The organism is Devosia sp., from assembly GCF_030689745.1.
Taxonomy (GTDB): Bacteria; Pseudomonadota; Alphaproteobacteria; order Rhizobiales; family Devosiaceae; genus Devosia; species Devosia alba.
In genome coordinates, this window is sequence record NZ_JAUYGL010000079.1 from 1 (window position 1) to 17,526 (window position 17,526).

Annotated in this window: 15 protein-coding genes and 2 pseudogenes; 9 read left to right on the forward strand and 8 right to left on the reverse strand. The window is 56.6% G+C overall.

The features are described 5' to 3' along the window. Positions 1–429: 429 nt before the first annotated feature. The 3 genes from Q8O80_RS06710 to Q8O80_RS06720 all read left to right on the forward strand — a co-directional run bounded on the left by Q8O80_RS06710 (position 430) and on the right by Q8O80_RS06720 (position 6,591). Positions 430–1,743, forward strand: coding sequence for a nucleoid-associated protein (locus tag Q8O80_RS06710; protein ID WP_305578244.1), 1,314 nt, complete (start codon positions 430–432; stop codon positions 1,741–1,743). Continuing rightward, positions 1,736–2,863: a hypothetical protein gene (locus Q8O80_RS06715; protein ID WP_305578246.1), complete on the forward strand. Its 1,128-nt coding sequence runs from the start codon at positions 1,736–1,738 to the stop codon at positions 2,861–2,863. The genes Q8O80_RS06710 and Q8O80_RS06715 overlap by 8 nt, the downstream gene beginning before the upstream one ends. Before the next feature lie 911 nt (positions 2,864–3,774). After that, on the forward strand, positions 3,775–6,591 hold the full coding sequence (locus Q8O80_RS06720; protein WP_305578248.1) for a TrlF family AAA-like ATPase: 2,817 nt from the start codon (positions 3,775–3,777) through the stop codon (positions 6,589–6,591). A gap of 180 nt (positions 6,592–6,771) precedes the next feature. Here Q8O80_RS06720 and Q8O80_RS06725 read toward each other — a convergent pair whose 3' ends face one another. Then, entirely contained in the window at positions 6,772–7,233 is a 462-nt protein-coding gene (locus Q8O80_RS06725) for an antitoxin Xre/MbcA/ParS toxin-binding domain-containing protein (RefSeq protein WP_305578250.1), read from the reverse strand. Between the two features lie 170 nt (positions 7,234–7,403). On the opposite strand from Q8O80_RS06725, the pseudogene Q8O80_RS06730 reads away from it, so the two are divergent. Together Q8O80_RS06730 and istB are read left to right on the forward strand one after the other, a co-directional pair. Next, positions 7,404–7,796, forward strand: a pseudogene (locus Q8O80_RS06730) (IS21 family transposase); the annotation flags it as partial. After that, positions 7,699–8,421, forward strand: a pseudogene (gene istB, locus Q8O80_RS06735) (IS21-like element helper ATPase IstB). The pseudogenes Q8O80_RS06730 and istB, both read left to right, overlap by 98 nt. A 161-nt stretch (positions 8,422–8,582) precedes the next feature. Here the strand turns inward: istB and Q8O80_RS06740 are convergent. The 3 genes from Q8O80_RS06740 to Q8O80_RS06750 all read right to left on the reverse strand — a co-directional run bounded on the left by Q8O80_RS06740 (position 8,583) and on the right by Q8O80_RS06750 (position 10,621). Next, complete coding sequence (locus Q8O80_RS06740; protein ID WP_305578252.1) at positions 8,583–9,269, reverse strand: cupin domain-containing protein; 687 nt, start codon at positions 9,267–9,269, stop codon at positions 8,583–8,585. 15 nt (positions 9,270–9,284) lie between these two features. Continuing rightward, positions 9,285–9,911 carry a glutathione S-transferase family protein gene (locus Q8O80_RS06745; protein ID WP_305578254.1) on the reverse strand — a complete coding sequence of 209 codons (627 nt, stop codon included), beginning with the start codon at positions 9,909–9,911 and terminating at the stop codon, positions 9,285–9,287. Between the two features lie 134 nt (positions 9,912–10,045). Further along, entirely contained in the window at positions 10,046–10,621 is a 576-nt protein-coding gene (locus Q8O80_RS06750) for a TetR/AcrR family transcriptional regulator (protein WP_305578255.1), read from the reverse strand. Between the two features lie 631 nt (positions 10,622–11,252). Here Q8O80_RS06750 and Q8O80_RS06755 point away from each other — a divergent pair. Next, the gene (locus tag Q8O80_RS06755) at positions 11,253–11,813 is read left to right on the forward strand and encodes a methyltransferase domain-containing protein (protein ID WP_305578257.1); all 561 of its coding nucleotides are present in this window, start codon (positions 11,253–11,255) and stop codon (positions 11,811–11,813) included. A 243-nt stretch (positions 11,814–12,056) separates the two neighbouring features. Beyond that, a complete protein-coding gene (locus Q8O80_RS06760; protein ID WP_305578259.1) occupies positions 12,057–12,203 on the forward strand; it encodes a hypothetical protein in 147 nt (48 codons plus the stop codon). 677 nt (positions 12,204–12,880) lie between these two features. Here Q8O80_RS06760 and Q8O80_RS06765 read toward each other — a convergent pair. Next, positions 12,881–13,606 carry a transglutaminase-like cysteine peptidase gene (locus Q8O80_RS06765; protein ID WP_305578261.1) on the reverse strand — a complete coding sequence of 242 codons (726 nt, stop codon included), beginning with the start codon at positions 13,604–13,606 and terminating at the stop codon, positions 12,881–12,883. Positions 13,607–13,804: 198 nt separating this feature from the next. Here Q8O80_RS06765 and Q8O80_RS06770 point away from each other — a divergent pair, with 198 nt between their 5' ends. Then, positions 13,805–14,086, forward strand: a complete 282-nt coding sequence (locus Q8O80_RS06770; RefSeq protein WP_305578263.1) for a hypothetical protein — start codon at positions 13,805–13,807, stop codon at positions 14,084–14,086. Positions 14,087–14,257: 171 nt separating this feature from the next. Then, entirely contained in the window at positions 14,258–15,208 is a 951-nt protein-coding gene (locus tag Q8O80_RS06775) for an HD-GYP domain-containing protein (protein WP_305578265.1), read from the forward strand. Between the two features lie 225 nt (positions 15,209–15,433). Here Q8O80_RS06775 and Q8O80_RS06780 read toward each other — a convergent pair whose 3' ends face one another. Genes Q8O80_RS06780 through Q8O80_RS06790 form a run of 3 tightly spaced genes read right to left on the reverse strand, consistent with a single transcriptional unit; the run spans position 15,434 to position 17,520 of the window. After that, positions 15,434–15,841, reverse strand: coding sequence for a hypothetical protein (locus tag Q8O80_RS06780; protein WP_305578267.1), 408 nt, complete (start codon positions 15,839–15,841; stop codon positions 15,434–15,436). Continuing rightward, complete coding sequence (locus tag Q8O80_RS06785) at positions 15,838–16,719, reverse strand: patatin-like phospholipase family protein (RefSeq protein ID WP_305578270.1); 882 nt, start codon at positions 16,717–16,719, stop codon at positions 15,838–15,840. Before Q8O80_RS06785 ends, Q8O80_RS06780 begins: the two co-directional genes overlap by 4 nt. A gap of 15 nt (positions 16,720–16,734) precedes the next feature. After that, the gene (locus Q8O80_RS06790; protein ID WP_305578272.1) at positions 16,735–17,520 is read right to left on the reverse strand and encodes a DUF547 domain-containing protein; all 786 of its coding nucleotides are present in this window, start codon (positions 17,518–17,520) and stop codon (positions 16,735–16,737) included. Positions 17,521–17,526 lie beyond the last annotated feature (6 nt).

Consider the following 17,526-nt stretch of genomic DNA (forward strand, 5'->3'; position numbering starts at 1 on the left):
GGAATCAACCCTGCGAAGCGCCTCACAAGGGCAAAACCCTGCATTTGAAGGTGAAAAATGACCTGATTTTCGATTGAGACGCTGTTTTTTCAAATCATTGAGAAAATCAGCTCGGAAAACGGGACTACTTCAGACCTTCCCTAGGGTTGCTTACCGGTTTCTCCTCACGGTACCAGACGACGATGCCGGTATACCCGACGTCATCCACGCGTGTAGTTATCTGGTGATGCTGAACACGGTGCTGGCGGCTTAATGGAGCTCCCGGAAATGCTTTTCCCTACGAAAATGAGCGCGATACGAACGCCTGCTAAGGGGCACCGTAGGCCAACACTTTCAGCAACTGGTCGATTTCGGTCAGTTGCGATAGGCCGAAACCGACCCTGAGCTGCCGGTGGGAACCGGCAGAAATCGGCCAGAAGCGGATTTTCAATGGTGTCTATCAAGCCAGAGACGATTCAACCACCCAAACCCAACTGGTTTGTGTTGTTGCAAGGCTCCTGCGCCATCACTGTGCTACCATCTATGGTTCACAGCCGGCGTCAGGAACGTTCGGCATTCATAGTCACTACGGACGAACATGCCATGGATGATCAAGCACAAACTACACCTCATCCTAATACTGATACAGCGGTTAAAGCTTCTGAGGTTAAGTCGCTCGTTGTGTTGAACGCATGTGCCGCGAAGTTTTTCAAAAAAACGCTTGGTGGGCTGACTTTCTACGATAGCAACAGAGGCAACGACTGGGATCTCAAATCTCCGGTATGCGTTGACTTTGTAAATCACATTGGCAAGAAGTTTTCCAGGAGCGGGAGAATCTACGGATACGTAGACCCCAATATGCTCGCCGCTGCCGATAATTTTTCCAAATACTCTAGCAATCTCGATTTCAATGCCTTTGTCACCGGTGTTATGGAGCGGCTGTGCCATGAGGCGAACGACCCGGCCCGCCGCTCTCTCACTGAGGGCTATGTTGTATTTTCACACTACCAAGATTACCGGCAGGTAGATCATCTCTTGATTGTCATGCTTGGCAAAAGAGGTGGATATGATTTTGACGATGACAACAACCTCAACCCAAGAGGAACGGAAAGCCTAAACCTCCAAGATTTCCGTCAGGCCGCCTGTATGGACTTGACAGAGTTCAAAAAAAGCTTTCCACAAAACACAAGTGATTCCTACCTTTACTTTATTAAAGGGAATTCCAAAAGCGAATTCTTCAACGTCGCACTGGGTTGCTCTGATTCAATACCAGGAAAAGTCTGTGTTGATAACTTGAAAAACGCGCTTAGCGCATATTTTTCAGAGGAAGCAAGTACGCTGTCCTTGTCAGAGCGACGCACAATTCACACGCGCGTAGTTAGCTATATTGAAAATAAAGCAGGCGAGCGGGTAAATCTTTCAGAAATTCAGCACGTGATTAACAAATGCCTGAAAGAAGATTCGCCCCATCTCGGCGGGCTCATCAAATTCATCTCAGAAAACTCTGAACGTTTTAAAGTGAGTGAAGAGTTTCAGCCTTCTGGTGTCACCGCTAAAAGCATGGGGTATGTGGATCTTAAGCTTCCCTCCGGAGAATTCGTGGGTCGTTTGAAACTAGACGCTGTGGCCGTTGGTGACAGCGCTGCTGATCTTAGCGTCGACAAAGATTTCGTGTACCTGAAGGTGAAGCTCCCAAGCGACGTATCAAACAGGCTGAAGGGTATAAATGCTGACGATCCATCGTCAGGATCCCAGGATGCTTGATCGAATCTCGCTGGATGATGACCAGCTCATATTTGACACGCAGTCGCTGGATATGAAGGACGTTCATGAGTTCCTCAAAATTTATGGCTGCCATAGTCCCGAAAATCTGGACCTGATTAGGCATGACCTTTTCCTGCTGGAGCCGTCGGCATGGGATGAAGGATACGTGCCCTTCTTTGCCAGTGCTGAGGCAATGTGGCATACCCTACGGACGCGTAACAAAAAACCTGAACACATGCACATCATCGGCATGGATGAGGATCAGTCTGCTTCTATTTCCCGACTAACTGACCTGTATTTTTTGCTTAGAGAAACGCTCAAAACGCTTTGCCATAACAACGGCGACGAAAGCCAGACTCTCAAATACGTGTTCTACAGTTCGAAAGAATCACTTCTTACAAAGTTAGAAATATCGTACCTGATAGCATGTGACGATCTAATGGCCATCATTGTCGATGAAAAGGGGATTAAACATGCTCAAACAATGCATGCGGCAGTGATGGCGGATGAAGATGTTCATTGCGAAGAAAGGCGTCACGTTATGCGAGAAACGCTGACGGATTTCTTGAAAGATGAAAAAGACTGCAACATTCGCGTAATAATGGCATCCATTTCGAATTTCTACAAAAAATACAATGAGCGCTATAAGGTTTATGTAAGCAAATTTTCGGTAAACAAGATTCTCACTGAAATCGAAACTGATTGCGTTAGTTTTCTGGGCAAAGTCCAAGATGCAATCATGGCCCAGCAGACAAAGGCGTTTGCTATTCCAGGTGGTATCGTTGTGGCGGGCGCTATCTTGAAACCTGCTACCACCGCATGGGATTATCTCGTCATACTTGTGGGGCTAATTATTTCGACCTGGATGATCATTTCCTTAAATAATAACGTCGTCACCCATATCAACCTGCTTGCAGACGAATTTGAGCGCTCCACTAAAAAGTATGACGACATTGTTGTAGGCGTAGAGGAGATCCAAGAGAAACTTGAAGATTCACGAAAAAAACTTTCAACCTCATCTAAGTCCGCTGAATCCAAGCTTAATACGCTAACTCGCGTATGCTGGCTAATACTCATACTGGTAAGCCTGGTTTTGTTCAAACGTTTCTTGGAGACTTAATACCACTATTTTGGTCAAGTCACATGCAGGGCCGGTTCTTCTGTTTATGGCCAAAGCTGACTTAGTTTTGATCGTCTGCTTTTGGCCGTTTTCTGCCTGTCCCACCGCCAGCTTCGGAAGCGGACGCCCGAAAGCGTCCGTTTATGGCCCGCAGCGCTTAGATAAATGCCTGCCGAGCTACGCCGCGCGGGATGCGGTTTCTACCTGGCAGTTGCTCCAGACGTTGCTGCCATTCGGCGCGAGGGGTCAGGGTAGAGGTCGGCTTAGCCATTTCAGCAGTTGCGAGGACAGCCTTCGCTGCTTTTGCCGCGGCTCTAAGCTCAGCGAGGCTTGGTGTCTTACGTACAGGCTCAATAGCTCCCTTTTCAACGGTGCGAAGGCAGAGCTTGCATGAGACCTGAGTAACATCCTGGGTGCTGTTCAGGTTCGAGCCAGTGCGTCCGCATACAACATTTGCCTGGGACGCGGAGTAATGAATTGCCAACGTGTTGTCTCCTGCATTTTCGGGCGCAGGATTTTACACGGCGTCGATGGTGCCGCAAGCTGTTTGGGCATGAGCGAAGTCACGATCACGCAGAATGTCTCAGCGAAATATCGAGGCTCCCCTCGGCATAACGTGTGCGATCAAACCAGCCATTTTCTGCGCCAGACACTCGGAATGGTGCCGATCGCTAAGCAACTGGAGCAGCGGTGATCTGCCGTAAGAACACCTGCAATCGCAGATGTGTGTCCGCATCGAGTTGTCCGTCTCCGGCCAGAATCGGTCGTCGGCTCGTCTGTTAAATATGAGCTTTAGGCATGAGATACTCGTTCAACTTGCATATGACAAGCATCTAGAGACCGTATGATGCCAGTTTGGCAGTATGCTCCGGGCGCATCGCTATACGCGAAAACGGAATTGGAGGGTTGCAGTGGTCGAATATCAGGGAATGCGCTGGTTTAAAGCCGACTTTCAGGTACAGACACCTGAAGACAATCGGCATTGGGCCGACGACGATCTACGCCTTCACAACCGCCGCCCGATAGTCGACGGGAAGCCATGTGAGCAGAGCATTCAAGCAAAGGCCAAACAGTTCCTCCGGCGCTGTCATGAGCTCGACCTAGAAATGATCGGCATCACTGACCACAACTTCTCGGAGAAAACAGATCCGCGCGATTGGTTTCTTACCCACTTGGTGGAACAGAACAAATCAGTTGCCAGAGAGCTTGATCGAGCCCCCATCGCTATTTTTCCTGGTTTTGAAGTCGATATTGGCTACCACGTTCTTTGCCTGTTCAACCCAGCGACGAAGCAGCGACACGTTCAACGCATCAACATGATTCTCACAAAGCTTGGTTTGGCTGAGCATGAACGATTTCGGGCCGGTGAGCCGGTAAAACTCCGCCGCGGTGGACAAAATATCAGCTTGAAAGAGTTGCTTGAGGCCGTTCAAAAGGATCATGACGGGATAGTTATTGCTGCTCATGCTGACCAAGTAGATGGGATGTTGTCATCACCAAACAACATAGAGGATTATCAGTTACCTGACCTCCTCGCAGTTGAGGTGACAACCTACCCGATGCCACCAAAGTTCGAGTCGATCTTGGAGGGGCGTAACCCGCACTGGTCAAGGCGTGGCCGCCAACCAGCCTATGTTCAGTCATCCGATGCGAAATCGCTGAAGGTAGGCGATGACGGCCGTCCTACCGCCAATGCTTTAGGATACCGCTGGACATGGCTGAAAGCCTCGAAGCCCTCGGTCGCGGCACTACGACAAGCGTTTCTTGATGGAGCATCACGCTTACGGCTCCAGAACGCCAGGCCATCAGAAGAGCAAACCCACCCTAGAATCGTTTTCTTGAAATGCCGCGGTCTGAAGTTTCTCGCGGATCAAGAAATTGCCTTCTCACCGAATTTGAACACTGTAATTGGTGGGCGTGGAACCGGTAAGTCGACGCTGATGGAGCTACTTCGCTTCGCGTTTGCTAGGGACACGGGGGGGCAGTTTTCCGCTTCTACTAAGGCGAAGTTCGAGCGGCTCAGAGGGACGTTCTCGGGAGATGCAGAAATCCAGGTCGGCTGGGAAAGCGTACCCGGCCAGATTGACATCATCTCGCTTCGCCCCGATGCCCCTCACGAAATGCTGCAGGGTGAGGTGCACGATATCGCGGCCTACCTGAAGCAAGTTCCCATTCAGTTCTATAGCCAGCAGCAGCTCAGTGAACTTACCGACATCGGTGGTGAAGGTAGCTTGCTGGACATGGTGGATGAGGTCAGTAGTGCAGAGTTTCAAGCTTTGAAGGGGCGTGAAAATACCCTTCGAGCCGAAATTGTTCAGGTGTTCGCAGCTTCCGACCAGCTAGAGGAATTGCGAAAAGTAGAAAAAGAGCTGGCCCAAGAGCTGCAGGAGCTGAACCGGCAATGGCAGGCTCGAAAAGAGGTGCAGGCGGAGGCGCTTCAATACCAGCGGGCCGAAGCGGCACGGCAATATTTCGAAAAAGCGAAAGTACAGCTTGTTGAAGATACCGAATCGCTCAATGAGTTGGCTAAAGAGCTGTCTGACCGAGGTGTGTTGAACGATGGCAAGGTCGAGGCCTGGCCCAGAGCTGATTGGTTCAACGACTACACACGGGAAGCCGTAGCGCTTCGACAGAAGTATTCAGAGAAGATCGCCGCCCTAGCTGCCGCGATGCAGAAAGACGCGGATGAGCTGGAACAGCAACTCGGAGGCTGGGACTCTGTATCGGAAGAGCTGAACGCGATAAGGAGCGGGTTCCTGCGCGCCTGCCAAGAAAGAGGCCTTCAACCCCAAGACGTGGCACGCCTCCAGGAAATCGACAGGCTTCGTAAGATCAAACAAGGCAACCTTGAGGATCTACTAAAGAAAATCGAAGCCCTGACACCCGAGGTGGGGAGGCTTGGATCAATGCTGGACGAGTTACATGCGCTTTGGTCTAAACAGCTTGCAGTTCGCGTTCGAACTGCTCAAGAGATCACATGGAAGGCCAACCGCTCTATCAATGTGCTTCTTCAGCCGATGGCAGATGAAGTGCATTTCCAAGAGGTCTGGGAGGGCATGGCACCTGACGGCCGCGCCCGAATCGGCAGAGCATGGGCGCAAATCGGAACAGTGCTGTTCGCAGATTTTCAACAGCATCTGTCAGCCAGTAAGCCGGCATCATACTCTCCATGGCTGCATATCAAGACTGTGCTGATGAGCGAATCACCTATTCCACAAGAGTTGGCAGGCCTAACAGATGATATTCGCAAGCATTTCGTTGAGCAGAAAAGCAAGTGGCGGGCGGCACGTCTCACTCGCATAGAAGACACGGTCGATGTAGAGCTGTATCGCGCGGATGGAGCGCTCGTGGGAAGCATCCAAAACCGGGTGCTCTCAGAGGGTCAGAGAAATACCGCGATTCTCAAGCTCCTTCTCGCTCAAGGTGACGGCCCGATTGTGATCGACCAGCCTGAAGACGAGTTAGACTCAAATTTCATCTACCACGAATTGGTTCCTTTACTTCGCAAGGTGAAAAACCGGAGACAGCTCATTCTGACCACACACAATGCAAACCTGCCGGTGAATGCGGATACCGATCTGGTGTTCGCCCTGGATGTAAAGGATGGCCGCGGAACACAGCTAGCAATAGGCGGGCTTGACCAAACTAACTCGGCAAATGCGGTGCTGAACATTATGGAAGGCTCCGCAGAAGCCTTCAAAAGGCGCTTAGATAAGTACCATTTTTGACCTGACTATGCCTACTCGGCAGGGTGATGAATGCCTGAAGCTCATATGGGCCGGAGGCGGACCTTCACGACCGGCAGCAGTCGACGCCAAAGCGTGCGGACGTAGGGTTGTGCCTACAACCAACAATCATCCACCGTGGATTTCCCGTCGGCGACGTTGAGTGGGCGGTCCTTGAACGCGCTATTGATAGACACCGTATTCAAGGCGGGTCAGGAAGTCGGAAACAATTTCATAACCAAATGGGTTGCTCAACAGGTCTATCGGCGCATATCCATCAAGCCCCAGCGCGGGTGCTGTGATCCACCGTTGCGCTATTTGATGGGGACCGATTATTTCTTCAGCACGAGCGAGAACGTCCAGAAAATACCAGACGCATGTACTTTGGTACCCGCTTAATACCTTTTGAGAGTCACGTGCCGCTCGCCGTACCGTGTTTGAAGACATCCCAAGGACTTTGGCAACGATTTGCTCGTTACTTATCAGACCTAGGGCAGTGAGCGCCCGCGCGGCGTTCTTAACCGGGATGCCTTTCTCGATCAGATGAAAGAGGTGCATGGGCTCGCGTATGCACTCATCGCCCAGAAAGACTGCCTTCGCACTGAGTTCCTGTGGATGCTGATCTGACGATGTGGTTGTGGTCATCGGTGAGTACCTGGGGGAGGCAAACTGCCTCGCGTTCGTTCTGCCGTGCGGATGCCTAATGATCGGAGTTGTCCGAGCTATCGGGGCGGATGCGCCCGGCCATAGGGCCTGCGGGTTCCGTCCCCCGGCCTGTAGTAGCCGCAATGCGGAACATCCGGCGTTGCCAACCCGGCCCGCACACCCGGCAGGTCGTCGAGTACCAACTAACCCACAAACCGCACCTGTAGATGGGCTATCGCGCCTGCCTGGGCCTGCTCTCGCTGGCCCGCCAGTACGGTAATGCGCGCCTGGAAGCGGTGGTCAGCCGCGCTCAACTGCGCGCATTCAACGGCCGCACCGTGCGCAACCTGCTCAAGCAAGGGCTCGACTAGCAACCACTGCCCACGCCTGCTACGCCCGCGGCGCAGCCCACCAGCCACGAGAACGTCCGTGGCGCCGATTACTACACCCAAGAGGAGCTGTTCTATGATCACCCAACACACTCAGAGCCAGTTGCACCAACTTCGGCTCAAAGGCATGGCCCGAGCGTGGGAAGAGCAGTGGACGCTGCCGGCCAGCCACAGCTGAGCTTTGCTCGACCGCAAACTGGCATGGCGCGATAACAATCGGCTGGCGAGACTGCACAAACAGGCCACGCTCAAATACGCCAGCGCCTGCCCGGAAGACCTCGACCGCCGTCGAGGTCGTGCGCTGGACGAGCGCCTGATCGAGACCCTGGCCAGTGGCGACTGGATCCGCCAACAGCACACCCTGCTGCTGACCGGCCCGACCGGCGGCGGCAAAAACTGGATCTCCTGCGCGCTGCGCAACCAGGCCTGCAGCCAGGGCTGCAGCACGCTGTGCTCGCGCACCCCGCGGCTGCTGGAGCAACTGCACATCGCCCATGGCGACGGTAGCTTCGGGCGCACCCTGCAACAGCTGGTCAAGATCGAAGCATTGGTTTTGGACGACTGGGGGGCGCTGGAGGAAAGCGCCCGGCATGACCTGCTGGAAGTGATCGACGACCGCGCTGGCAGCCGCTCCACCATCCTGACCAGCCAGCTTCCCGTCGATCACTGGCACGGTTGGATCAACGACCCCACGCTGGCCGACGCCTTGCTCGTTCGCCTGGTGCACAACGCCTACCGAGTCGTGATGAATGGCGAGTCACTGCGGCGGAAAAACACGGAGGAAGAAGCCGCATCGTGATCGATGCGGCTATAATCCAAAACCCGCGCAACCGGGGGGAAACACCGATCACGAGTTAGCGAAATGAGCGGTCACGTTCACCGAAATCCGCATTTGTTCGCTCCCCACGGCTCGGCGACATGCAACGGATGGTCCTAAGGCCATCCGTTGCGGTCCGATACTCAGCGTTCTTGCGCGGGTGCAGTTTGGGTGTGGGCTAGATGGCCTGTCTTCACCCAAAGCCTACATCCTTGCGCGCCAGTCTTTGCCCTGAGTGTTTCGCCATCGGGTAACCGCAGCCATGACAGTGCGCTGAAGCGTTCGCTTGCGTCGCAGAACGCGCCATCCAGCACTAGGACTTCGATGCCACCGGGCGCTTCGAGGGAAATCACCGAGTCGGGTTCCCAGCGCTCCAGCCGCACCTGCTCACGGTCGTCACGAAACAGCGAAACTTCAGCCACGCCCGGTCTGTCCGACACGGGTTGGAATTGCATTTTGCTGGTATCGACCCGTACCTGCGCGCGGTCTTCGGGCGCGAACTGCCAGAGCTTGACGAAGATGATACAACCCTCTGCCGAGCGCGGAGTATGGCGCGAAGTCGGCGGATTGCGGACGTAAGAACCCGCCGGGTAATCACCACTTTCATCCTGGAAGACGCCATCGAGTACCAGGAATTCTTCTCCGCCATCGTGCGTGTGCGGGGAAAAACAACTGCCAGGGGCATAGCGGACGATGGTGGTAGCTCGCGCCACTTCGGCCCCTATACGATCAAGCAGGCGGCGCTCGACGCCGGGCATAGGGGAAGGGACCCACGCGAGAAACGCAGCATGTACAGCGGCGTGGAGGTTGAAATCAGCGTTCAGTTGCATATCTACTCCCTCCAGTCAGGAGTAGGCGATGCTGGGCCTGGCCGCAACCCGCTCATGCCACCTGATCAGGTGCTGAAGTTCTCCCGGAATCTTGAGTTTGACGAAGTCGGCAAAGAGGAGCCCGGCGAAGGCGGTTATATCAGCTACCGAGAACTGGTCGCCGGCGAGGTACTTCTTCTCGGCCAGCACCTGGTTGAGGTAGCTCATGCAGGACACGGCGCGCTCCAGGCTTTTCTCACCCCACTCACGATTTTGATAGGTCTCTATCACCGGCCCCAGCCCTGGCGTTGCATGGTGGAAATAGCTGGCGACCGCGTCCAGCAATCCGCTCTCGGCACGGCGCTGCATCATATGAATTACTGCCCGCTCCCGTGCGCCTTGACCTGTCAGTGACGGGCGACCGTCGAGATTGTCTATGTACTCGGTGATCGCAGAGCATTCGGCAATCATCGTGCCGTCGTCCAGTTCCAGTACCGGGACCGCACCTGCGGGATTCTTGGCGAGGAACGCAGGTTGTTTGTGCTCCCCGGCGGGAACGTCGACGGAAATGAACTCTGCGAGGTCGAAGAGACCTTTCTCGGCCAAGGCGATGCGAATGCGTGCGGGGTTGGGAAAGCCTTTGTACTCATGGATTCTTAGCATGGCTGTGGTTCCTTGATGAACTGGCAGGTGGTTACGAGGTCACGCGGTTTGGACAGTCGAACTGGCGGCACAAAAGTGATTCATGTCATGATCATCTTCCTACTAGTTGGTAGTCTGTTGGGGCAAAAAATTTGTTAACCCTCTGGCACGCGCAGGCGATCCAACAGCCCTGCCACCGCCTGCTCGAAGACCTCGGGATCATCGAGTGCCAAGGCCAGCGACATTGCACCTTGCAGGGTGGCCAGCACGGTTCGGGCCTCGCGATGCGCCACGATGAGTGGATGCAGTTGGCTTTCCTTGTGACCGAGATCCAGTACCTGCTCGAGCCAGCGAAGATTGAGATTGAAGAACTGGCGAACGCCTATCTGCAGGCGGGGAGGCAGTATGGCCATTTCTCTTGCCAACACACCGCACAGACAGCCCTCCCTGGTTTCTATGCCCAGCCGATACATCGCCGCATAGGCGTTGAGTCGACCGACGGGGTCCTGATGCTGAGCTGCAGCTTGTTCCAGCAAGGTCGCGAAGCGTTCCGTGTACGCCGCTACTATGGCTACCCCGAGATCTTCCTTGCTGGGGAAGTGGTGGTGGATTGAGGGCTTGCGAATGCGAACCGCCTCCGCGAGATCGGCATAGGAAAAGCCAGAGTAGCCCTGCCTGCGTACCAGGCTGGTGGCTTTCTCGATCAGTGCACTTCGGGTGTCTAGGCTCATGTTGGCAAAGCTACCTATCAGAAGGTAGGCGTGTCAACATCTGGATAGCTATCCACCCAGATCGTACGAACGGTTGCGCCTAGTCGCAGGGGAATGGCGCGATGAAAAAGTGCGCAGGGGCATGCACATTTCCCTGCAGTTTGAGCGAGCTGCTCACTGCAGTTGGGGTTGACGGGGCTGGTTGAGGCCACGCTTTCCTCAGGTGCTGTAACAAAACCCAGGTGACCGCTTCGAGCAGGTCAGTAGCGGTTGGGCTGGCATCGGAAAAACAACCAGCGTTCACCCCGTAGGGTGGCAAAACCGCCTACGCAAGAGGGGTATCCAATGCGTTTGTTTAAATTCGGTCTTTTAGGCCTGGCAGTTGCCGCAGCCACAAGTATCGAGGCTCACCCAATTAGATCGACGGTGATGTGGACGAGGTGCGTTTCATCGTCGAGTGCCCGTTGAGTGTTCTTTGACGTTTTTACTCACGGATGAGTGAGGTACAGGGGTTGCTCCTTGCCTCCCCGTCCTTTGGGCTGCAGTCGATGCAGCCCTTTTTCAGTAACCCGCTCAGCTTCCCACGACGGCCGGAGACGAGCAGCAGTTTTATATTCAGATTGAAAGCTGCATCGGCGGGCCATCGATCAGCATGCCCGCCTGGCTCAAGCCGTTGCCGGCGATGGTGCACCCGAAATTCAGCGCTCGCTATTACGGCAGCGGCTTGGTCGCACCAGAGCTGCTCATGGGGCGCCGGGTGCTCGACCTGGGCAACGGCTCGGGCCGTGACTGCTATGTCCTGGCCCAACTGGTCGGGGCAGGGGGCTCGTTACTAGGCGTGGACATGACCGCCGAGCAGTTGGAAGTGGCCAACGCTTACCTCGATTACCATGCCGAGCGCTTCGGCTATGCCAATGTGGTCTTCCGCCAGGGCTATATCGAGGGTCTCGCCGCCCTGGATCTGGCCGACGCCTGCTTCGACGTGATCGTCTCCAACTGTGTGATCAACCTGTCACCGGACAAGGACAGCCTGCAGCGTGAGGCCCATCGCCTGCTCAAGCTGCGCGGCGAGCTGTATTTCTTCGACGTCTATGCCGACCGTCGTCTGGCCGACGTAGCTGCGCCAGGACGAGGTGCTCTATGGATGGCGAGGCCTGGGAGGTGCCCTGTACTGGAACGATTTCGAGAACCTGGCACGGCGCCACGGCTTTAGCGAGCCACGCATAGTCGAGGATCGCCCGATCAGCGTCGACGACCCGCATCTGGCGGAAAAACTGGGCGACGCGCGTTTCTTCTCCGCCACCTACCGGCTGTTCAAGCTCGACGGCCTGGAGGACTACGGTCAGGCGGTGATCTACAGGGCAGCATTACCGGCGCCACCCATGCTTTCATCCTCGACAAGCATCACCGCATCGAGACCGTTCGGCTATTCCCGGTATGCGACAATACCTGGCGCATGCTCAAGCACAGCCGCTTCGCCGCGCACTTCCAGTTCATCGGGGACTTCAGTTGCCATTACGGCCTGTTCGAAGGCTGCGGTGGCGGACTGCCGTTCGATCAGCAGGGTGCTGCTGAGGAAAATGAATCAGATGAGCATACGTAACCTGCTTATCCTGGCCAGCAGCCTGATGCTCCTGGCTGGTTGCGTGCAGGCGCACAAGTAGACCATCACCGTCTCGGGTTACCAGTAGCACTGGATAGGTTGCGAGAAAGCTCCGACCCCTCCCTTATTCTGCGGCTGGTTGACCGCCTGGATACCTGTCTGGCCGGTCGTGGCTGTCCGTGATGAGCTGCTGAAGCTTCACGCGATGGCCCTTACCCTCGGAGAGGGCGCGGCACTGACAGTGCCTACCGAGAATGCCCGCATCTGGTCAGTGGCCGAGTCGTTGCAGCAGGATCTTGAGGCCATCGCTGGGTGGGTGCGTTCTGCTCAAGCCGGGATAGCCCCTTGGTCAATTTGGCACCCGACCATGAGCAGTAAGCCTTTGGGAATAGGCCCCATTGCAACGGAGCCGCAGACGTAGGGCTCAGCGAGCATTCAGCAGGATGTGTTCGGCGAAGTCTGGGCTTGGGGCGTAACACAACAGAAAGCGCACGCCTGCGGAACTGAGCAACGGTTTGGCTTATGTGAGATCAGTTGAAGCCGTTGATCGAACTCACGCTTGAGCAACTTCACGGCTAAGAGTCACCATTGTCAGTGACTCGACTCGGCAAGGGGGCGAGCATTCGTGATGATGCCGGTATCAGCTCGACCGCCTGAAGCAAGCTACCAGCTGGCCGTCAGATCTCTAGCTTTAAGCGCAGTTGCTCCGCAACGACTAGCTGAATGGCATTGGAGAAAGGAATCGATTCCTGCCTCACTTTGACGTTCAGGGCTTGCCATCCCGGCAGCAATTGCGCATCGCCGACCGCGACCAAGCGGTTATGCTCTAACCGATACAGGTTACCGGTATCGAATGCGAACTGTATCTGCAGGTCAGGTCGCTGAACGGTCGAAAGAACCTCCGAACGGAGGTTGTCGAGCAGGGCCGGATTCTCTCCGTCATCGGCCCAGTAGCCCAATACCATGTGGGCCTGCTGGGTCGAAATCAGCGTGCTATAGACCAAACGCAGATGTTGCTCGGGAATACCGAGCAGGCGCAGGGTAAAGTACTTGGCGAGGGCAAAGTCCTCGCAGTCGCCGGCCCCCAGTTCAAGGGTTTCCCATGGCGAGGCCCAGTAATCGACTTGCCCCCATACCTCGGTATCTTCGCCATAACGGATATGGCGGTTGAAAAACGCATTAACCGCCTGCAGCTTTTTAGCGTCGCTCAAGTGCATCGACTGTACGATCAGCGATTGCCAGTCCTGCAGTCGCTGTGCCGCCTGTTCGCCCCGATGCACGCTTGGGGGGAGAGGCGACGCTTTGGCTGTTCCCAGGATCAGGCTGGCGCTGATGATCAGCCCCGTCAGAACCTGACGCCGGCGCCACAGCAAAAACGCGATGAGAAAGTGCAACTCTATCAAGCAGCGCTCCTGAACATATGGCAAGAGATTACCACCTGAAGCATGTCAACAGGCCTTGACACCATAAGACCTAGGGACCTCGCGGACAAGGTGCGTCCGTCGGCTAAGCGGGGCGACTGTAGTTCGGCAGGTCGCCTGTAACAAAGGGGCTCCCCAGTCATCCGAATGATGAGTAACGCATCTTTGGAGGATGACACCATGAAATCGATACTGGGCATGACGGCACTGGCCGCGCTGATGATGGGCGCTGCCGTGACCACGGTGCAGGCCGAAGGTGGCAGCGACCGCCTGATCGGCTACCGCTTGCAGCAAGAGACACTGGTGAGTGATCGCGCCAGCCGGGACTCAGGTGAGCGCTTTGTTCAGATGCTCAAGGAGCAGCCCACGGCCGCCGGTACTGCGCGCGAGCAGCAGGACCAACTGATCGAGGAGCCGAAACGTGGCATCCGGAGGGACAGAGAACTCTACGGTCCCCATTGATTGATGGCCTGCACGCTGCCGACTGAAGCAGGGGGGCGATGCCAACAAAGCCGGCATTACCCACCCCTCGGCACAGGGACGTGCCACCCAATCGCTGGGACGTGGAAGCGTTGAAGAAACGTCCTGCTAACTTGCCGTGTACTTCTGCCCCTGGCCCTGGAGGCCCGTCCCATGCGGTCTTTTCTCTCTGGTTGGTTGAGCAAGGCGGCGCAGGGGGCGAGTAGCGCTGACGACCCGTCGAAAGCCTTGGTTAGCAGCCTGCTGATGATGGCCTGGTTCGTCGAAGCCAGGGATCCCTATACCGGGGGCCATCTGTGGCGTGTGTCGCGTTATGCCAGGTTGCTTGGCGAGGCGGCCGGGTTGCCCTCAGCCGATGTGGCTCGATCCAGCCTGGGCGGTTTTCTGCATGATTTGGGCAAGATCGGCATACCCGACGCCGTGCTGCGCAAGAGCAGCGCCTTGACTGAAGACGAGTTCGCCGTCGTACGCACCCATCCGGAGATGGGCTGGCGCATGCTCGCCGGCCACCCGTTGGCCGATCTGATCAAAGAGGCGGTCTACAGCCATCACGAACGCCCCGATGGCAGGGGCTATCCGCGCGGCCTGCGGGCCGAGGAGATTCATCTGGATGCGCGTATCGTCGGTATCTGCGATGCGTTCGATGCCATGACCAGCAGCCGTCCCTACCGCGCCGGCATGAGTCGCGGGCAGGCGTTGGCCATTATCCAGAGCCAGAGCGGCAGTCAGTTCGACCTCGAATTGAGTCGGGTTTTCATCGATCTGGGCAAACGCGGCGTGTTCGACCATGTGATGGGCCACTCGGATGATGGCATCCCGTTGCAGGAGTGCCCCATGTGCGGCCCCACCCTGGTTCTCAAGCGCAGTCAGCAGGCGGGCGAACACATCTACTGCCGCAACTGCGGTGGAGAGTTTGCCCTTGAAGCCGAGGATGCCACGCTTGTCGCTCGGCCTACGGGAAGAACCGGAAGTCCAGCGGATCTGCAGCCGGACGTCGACCATGAGCTGATCCGTAAGGTGGTGGAGGAGGCCGTCGACAGGATGCCGCTCGAGCAGATGCTGGCGAGTGCCGGGCAGGCGCGCGCTCGTGGAGACGTGGGATGATGCGGGACTGGTGTTCTCGGCTATCACGTGATCTGGTATGGCGCGCGGTCAAGATCTCCTTTGTCGTGGGCAGCATCCTCAACCTGATCAATCAGGGTGAAGTGCTCTGGGGTGCAGCTGAGCTGTCCATCCCGCATGTAGTGCTCAACTATCTGGTGCCATTCGCTGTGTCTCTCTTCAGCGCCATGCAGGCTCGCGCGCAGAGCCGGCCGCTGTCGAAAGCGTTCAAAACGGCTGACGTTCGCCCTGCAGCCAGCGCCAGGAATCCAGGGCGTCGAAGTACAGGCTGAGGCCATTCACTGCCAGAACCAGGCAGACATACATGACTTCAACGGCAGTGGGCGTGCTTGCCACCAGATACATCAGCAGCATCACCTCAAGTGGTCCCCACACCAGCAGATGGGGCAAGGCCATCAAGCGAGTGAACCCCGCATACCAGTACATCAACAGCATATTGCTGCCCAGGGCCAGCAGGGCAGCCAGCGCGATCATGCGCGCGCCGGGGTAATCGAGCAGCAACAGGCTGAGCAGGTTGGCGGGCAAGAGGATGGCGGCCATCCACAGCTGTACCCACAGTGGCAGGCGGCGAAAGGATTGCCAGAGGCGCTGGTGCAGTTCGACGAATGCGTTCATGCCATCCCCTTCATATCCATATCGGTGTGCAGGTGCGCGCGCAAGGAGTCGGGAACGCCCGTTTGCTCGAGCCCACCAGTGTCCAGCCAGGTCTGGGTCTGCAGGCGGGCACGCTCGATCAGGCTGCGCGTCTGGGTGAAATCGAATACCGAAACGCCCAGGGGGCATAAGGGGGCGGCCACATGGATATGGGCCTGCGGGGCATACAGCTCGATGTCGCGTACCAGCTGGCGCATGCTCATCAGGTTGAGGGTATGCAGGGCCAGCGCCACGAACCCCTTGGGCGGCGCTTTGCAGGCACAACCAAAACCGGTGGGCAGCACCACAATGCGCTTCGCGCCCAGTGCCACGGCACTGGCGATCGGGGTATTGCTGGCTACGCCGCCGTCCATCAGCAGGTGTCCGTTGATTGCGATCGGTGGATAGACCAGCGGAATGGCGGCGCTGGCCAGCAAGGCCTGGAGGATGTCGCCCTGCGACTGCAGCACCTCGGCACCACTGAGCAGGTCGGTGGTGACCACATGCAGGGGCAGTTCGCAGTCTTCCAGGCGACTGATCGGCAACGCAGACAGAATCATCCGGCGCAGGCCGGCGTTGTCGAGGATATGTCCGCGGCGTAGCAGCAGGGCCTTGGTCGCGCCCAGCAGGGAAAAGGGAAAAATGTCCCGCCTGCCAAGCGCGCACCAGATGTCAGCCAGCTCAGCGGCGCCTTTGGCGCTCGGTTTGCTGGCGAAATGGGCACCGTTGATGGCGCCGACCGACGCCCCGACCACCAGGTCGATCGCAACCTCTGCCGCTATCAACGCCTGCAGCATGCCGACCTGCACGGCCCCCAGGCTGCCGCCGCCGGCGAGTACCAACGCGGTCTTGTCTGTCATCGTGTGCGCTCCGGGTCAATGGGCTTGGTTGAGTGACCAATCGTAGTCGAGGAACTCCACTTTGCCTGTGCGCTGAGCTTGTTCCAGCTGCTCTGCGGTTGCCAGCAAGGTCGCCTGTTTTTGCAGATAGGCTTGCAGCGAGCCCGATTGCTTGGCGAAGTCGTCGGCGTACCAATCGAAAATTTTCGAGACCCGGAAATGGTCGCCGGCTGCATCGAAACGGTTGCGGCTGCGATCACTGAGAAAGCGCCGCTGGCTGTCCTGCAGCTGCGCATCGAGTGCGCTGGCAACGAAGGCCTCGGGGCGCAGGGCAGGGCAGCCTATGGAGGCACAGTTAACCGCGAAGTGGATGCGCGGTTCGTCGAATTCGCCAGGTTCGCGGATCATCGAGTGCTCGATCTGATTCAGCGTCAAGGTCTGGCCAAACAGCGGGATGAATGCCTGATTCCAGGGGCTGGCGAACAGTCCGCCAATCTCCTTGATCGAGTCCAGGGGGTAATGCTCGGTGACCAGCTTCAACGTGAAGGCGTTATAGGCATTGATCAGAAAGGCCAGGCGCTGGTCGCGGTTCCAGCTATCATATTGCTGGCGTTGCACACTCGAGAGAACGGCCAGATAGCGTTCAAGCTCGGCCTGATCCTGTTGCAAGCCCTGGTAATCGACTTGACTGGCAAAGCCGGGCTTGACCCAGGTGACATGGCGGCTCAGCAGGGCTGTCCATTGCGGGTGGTCATGCTCGAATGCGTTGGCAAACGACAGACCGCTCAGGCACAACATGACCAGGAATAACAAGGCGCGCATGAGGGA

Excerpts from the sequence above, each read along its gene's own strand:
- Q8O80_RS06710 (WP_305578244.1), top strand. The coding sequence starts at position 430 with ATGGTGTCTATCAAGCCAGAGACGATTCAACCACCCAAACCCAACTGG.
- Q8O80_RS06715 (WP_305578246.1), top strand. The coding sequence starts at position 1,736 with ATGCTTGATCGAATCTCGCTGGATGATGACCAGCTCATATTTGACACG.
- Q8O80_RS06725 (WP_305578250.1), bottom strand. The coding sequence starts at position 7,233 with ATGACCACAACCACATCGTCAGATCAGCATCCACAGGAACTCAGTGCG.
- Q8O80_RS06740 (WP_305578252.1), bottom strand. The coding sequence starts at position 9,269 with ATGCAACTGAACGCTGATTTCAACCTCCACGCCGCTGTACATGCTGCG.
- Q8O80_RS06745 (WP_305578254.1), bottom strand. The coding sequence starts at position 9,911 with ATGCTAAGAATCCATGAGTACAAAGGCTTTCCCAACCCCGCACGCATT.
- Q8O80_RS06750 (WP_305578255.1), bottom strand. The coding sequence starts at position 10,621 with ATGAGCCTAGACACCCGAAGTGCACTGATCGAGAAAGCCACCAGCCTG.
- Q8O80_RS06755 (WP_305578257.1), top strand. The coding sequence starts at position 11,253 with ATGCCCGCCTGGCTCAAGCCGTTGCCGGCGATGGTGCACCCGAAATTC.
- Q8O80_RS06760 (WP_305578259.1), top strand. The coding sequence starts at position 12,057 with ATGCTCAAGCACAGCCGCTTCGCCGCGCACTTCCAGTTCATCGGGGAC.
- Q8O80_RS06770 (WP_305578263.1), top strand. The coding sequence starts at position 13,805 with ATGAAATCGATACTGGGCATGACGGCACTGGCCGCGCTGATGATGGGC.
- Q8O80_RS06775 (WP_305578265.1), top strand. The coding sequence starts at position 14,258 with ATGCGGTCTTTTCTCTCTGGTTGGTTGAGCAAGGCGGCGCAGGGGGCG.
- Q8O80_RS06780 (WP_305578267.1), bottom strand. The coding sequence starts at position 15,841 with ATGAACGCATTCGTCGAACTGCACCAGCGCCTCTGGCAATCCTTTCGC.
- Q8O80_RS06785 (WP_305578270.1), bottom strand. The coding sequence starts at position 16,719 with ATGACAGACAAGACCGCGTTGGTACTCGCCGGCGGCGGCAGCCTGGGG.
- Q8O80_RS06790 (WP_305578272.1), bottom strand. The coding sequence starts at position 17,520 with ATGCGCGCCTTGTTATTCCTGGTCATGTTGTGCCTGAGCGGTCTGTCG.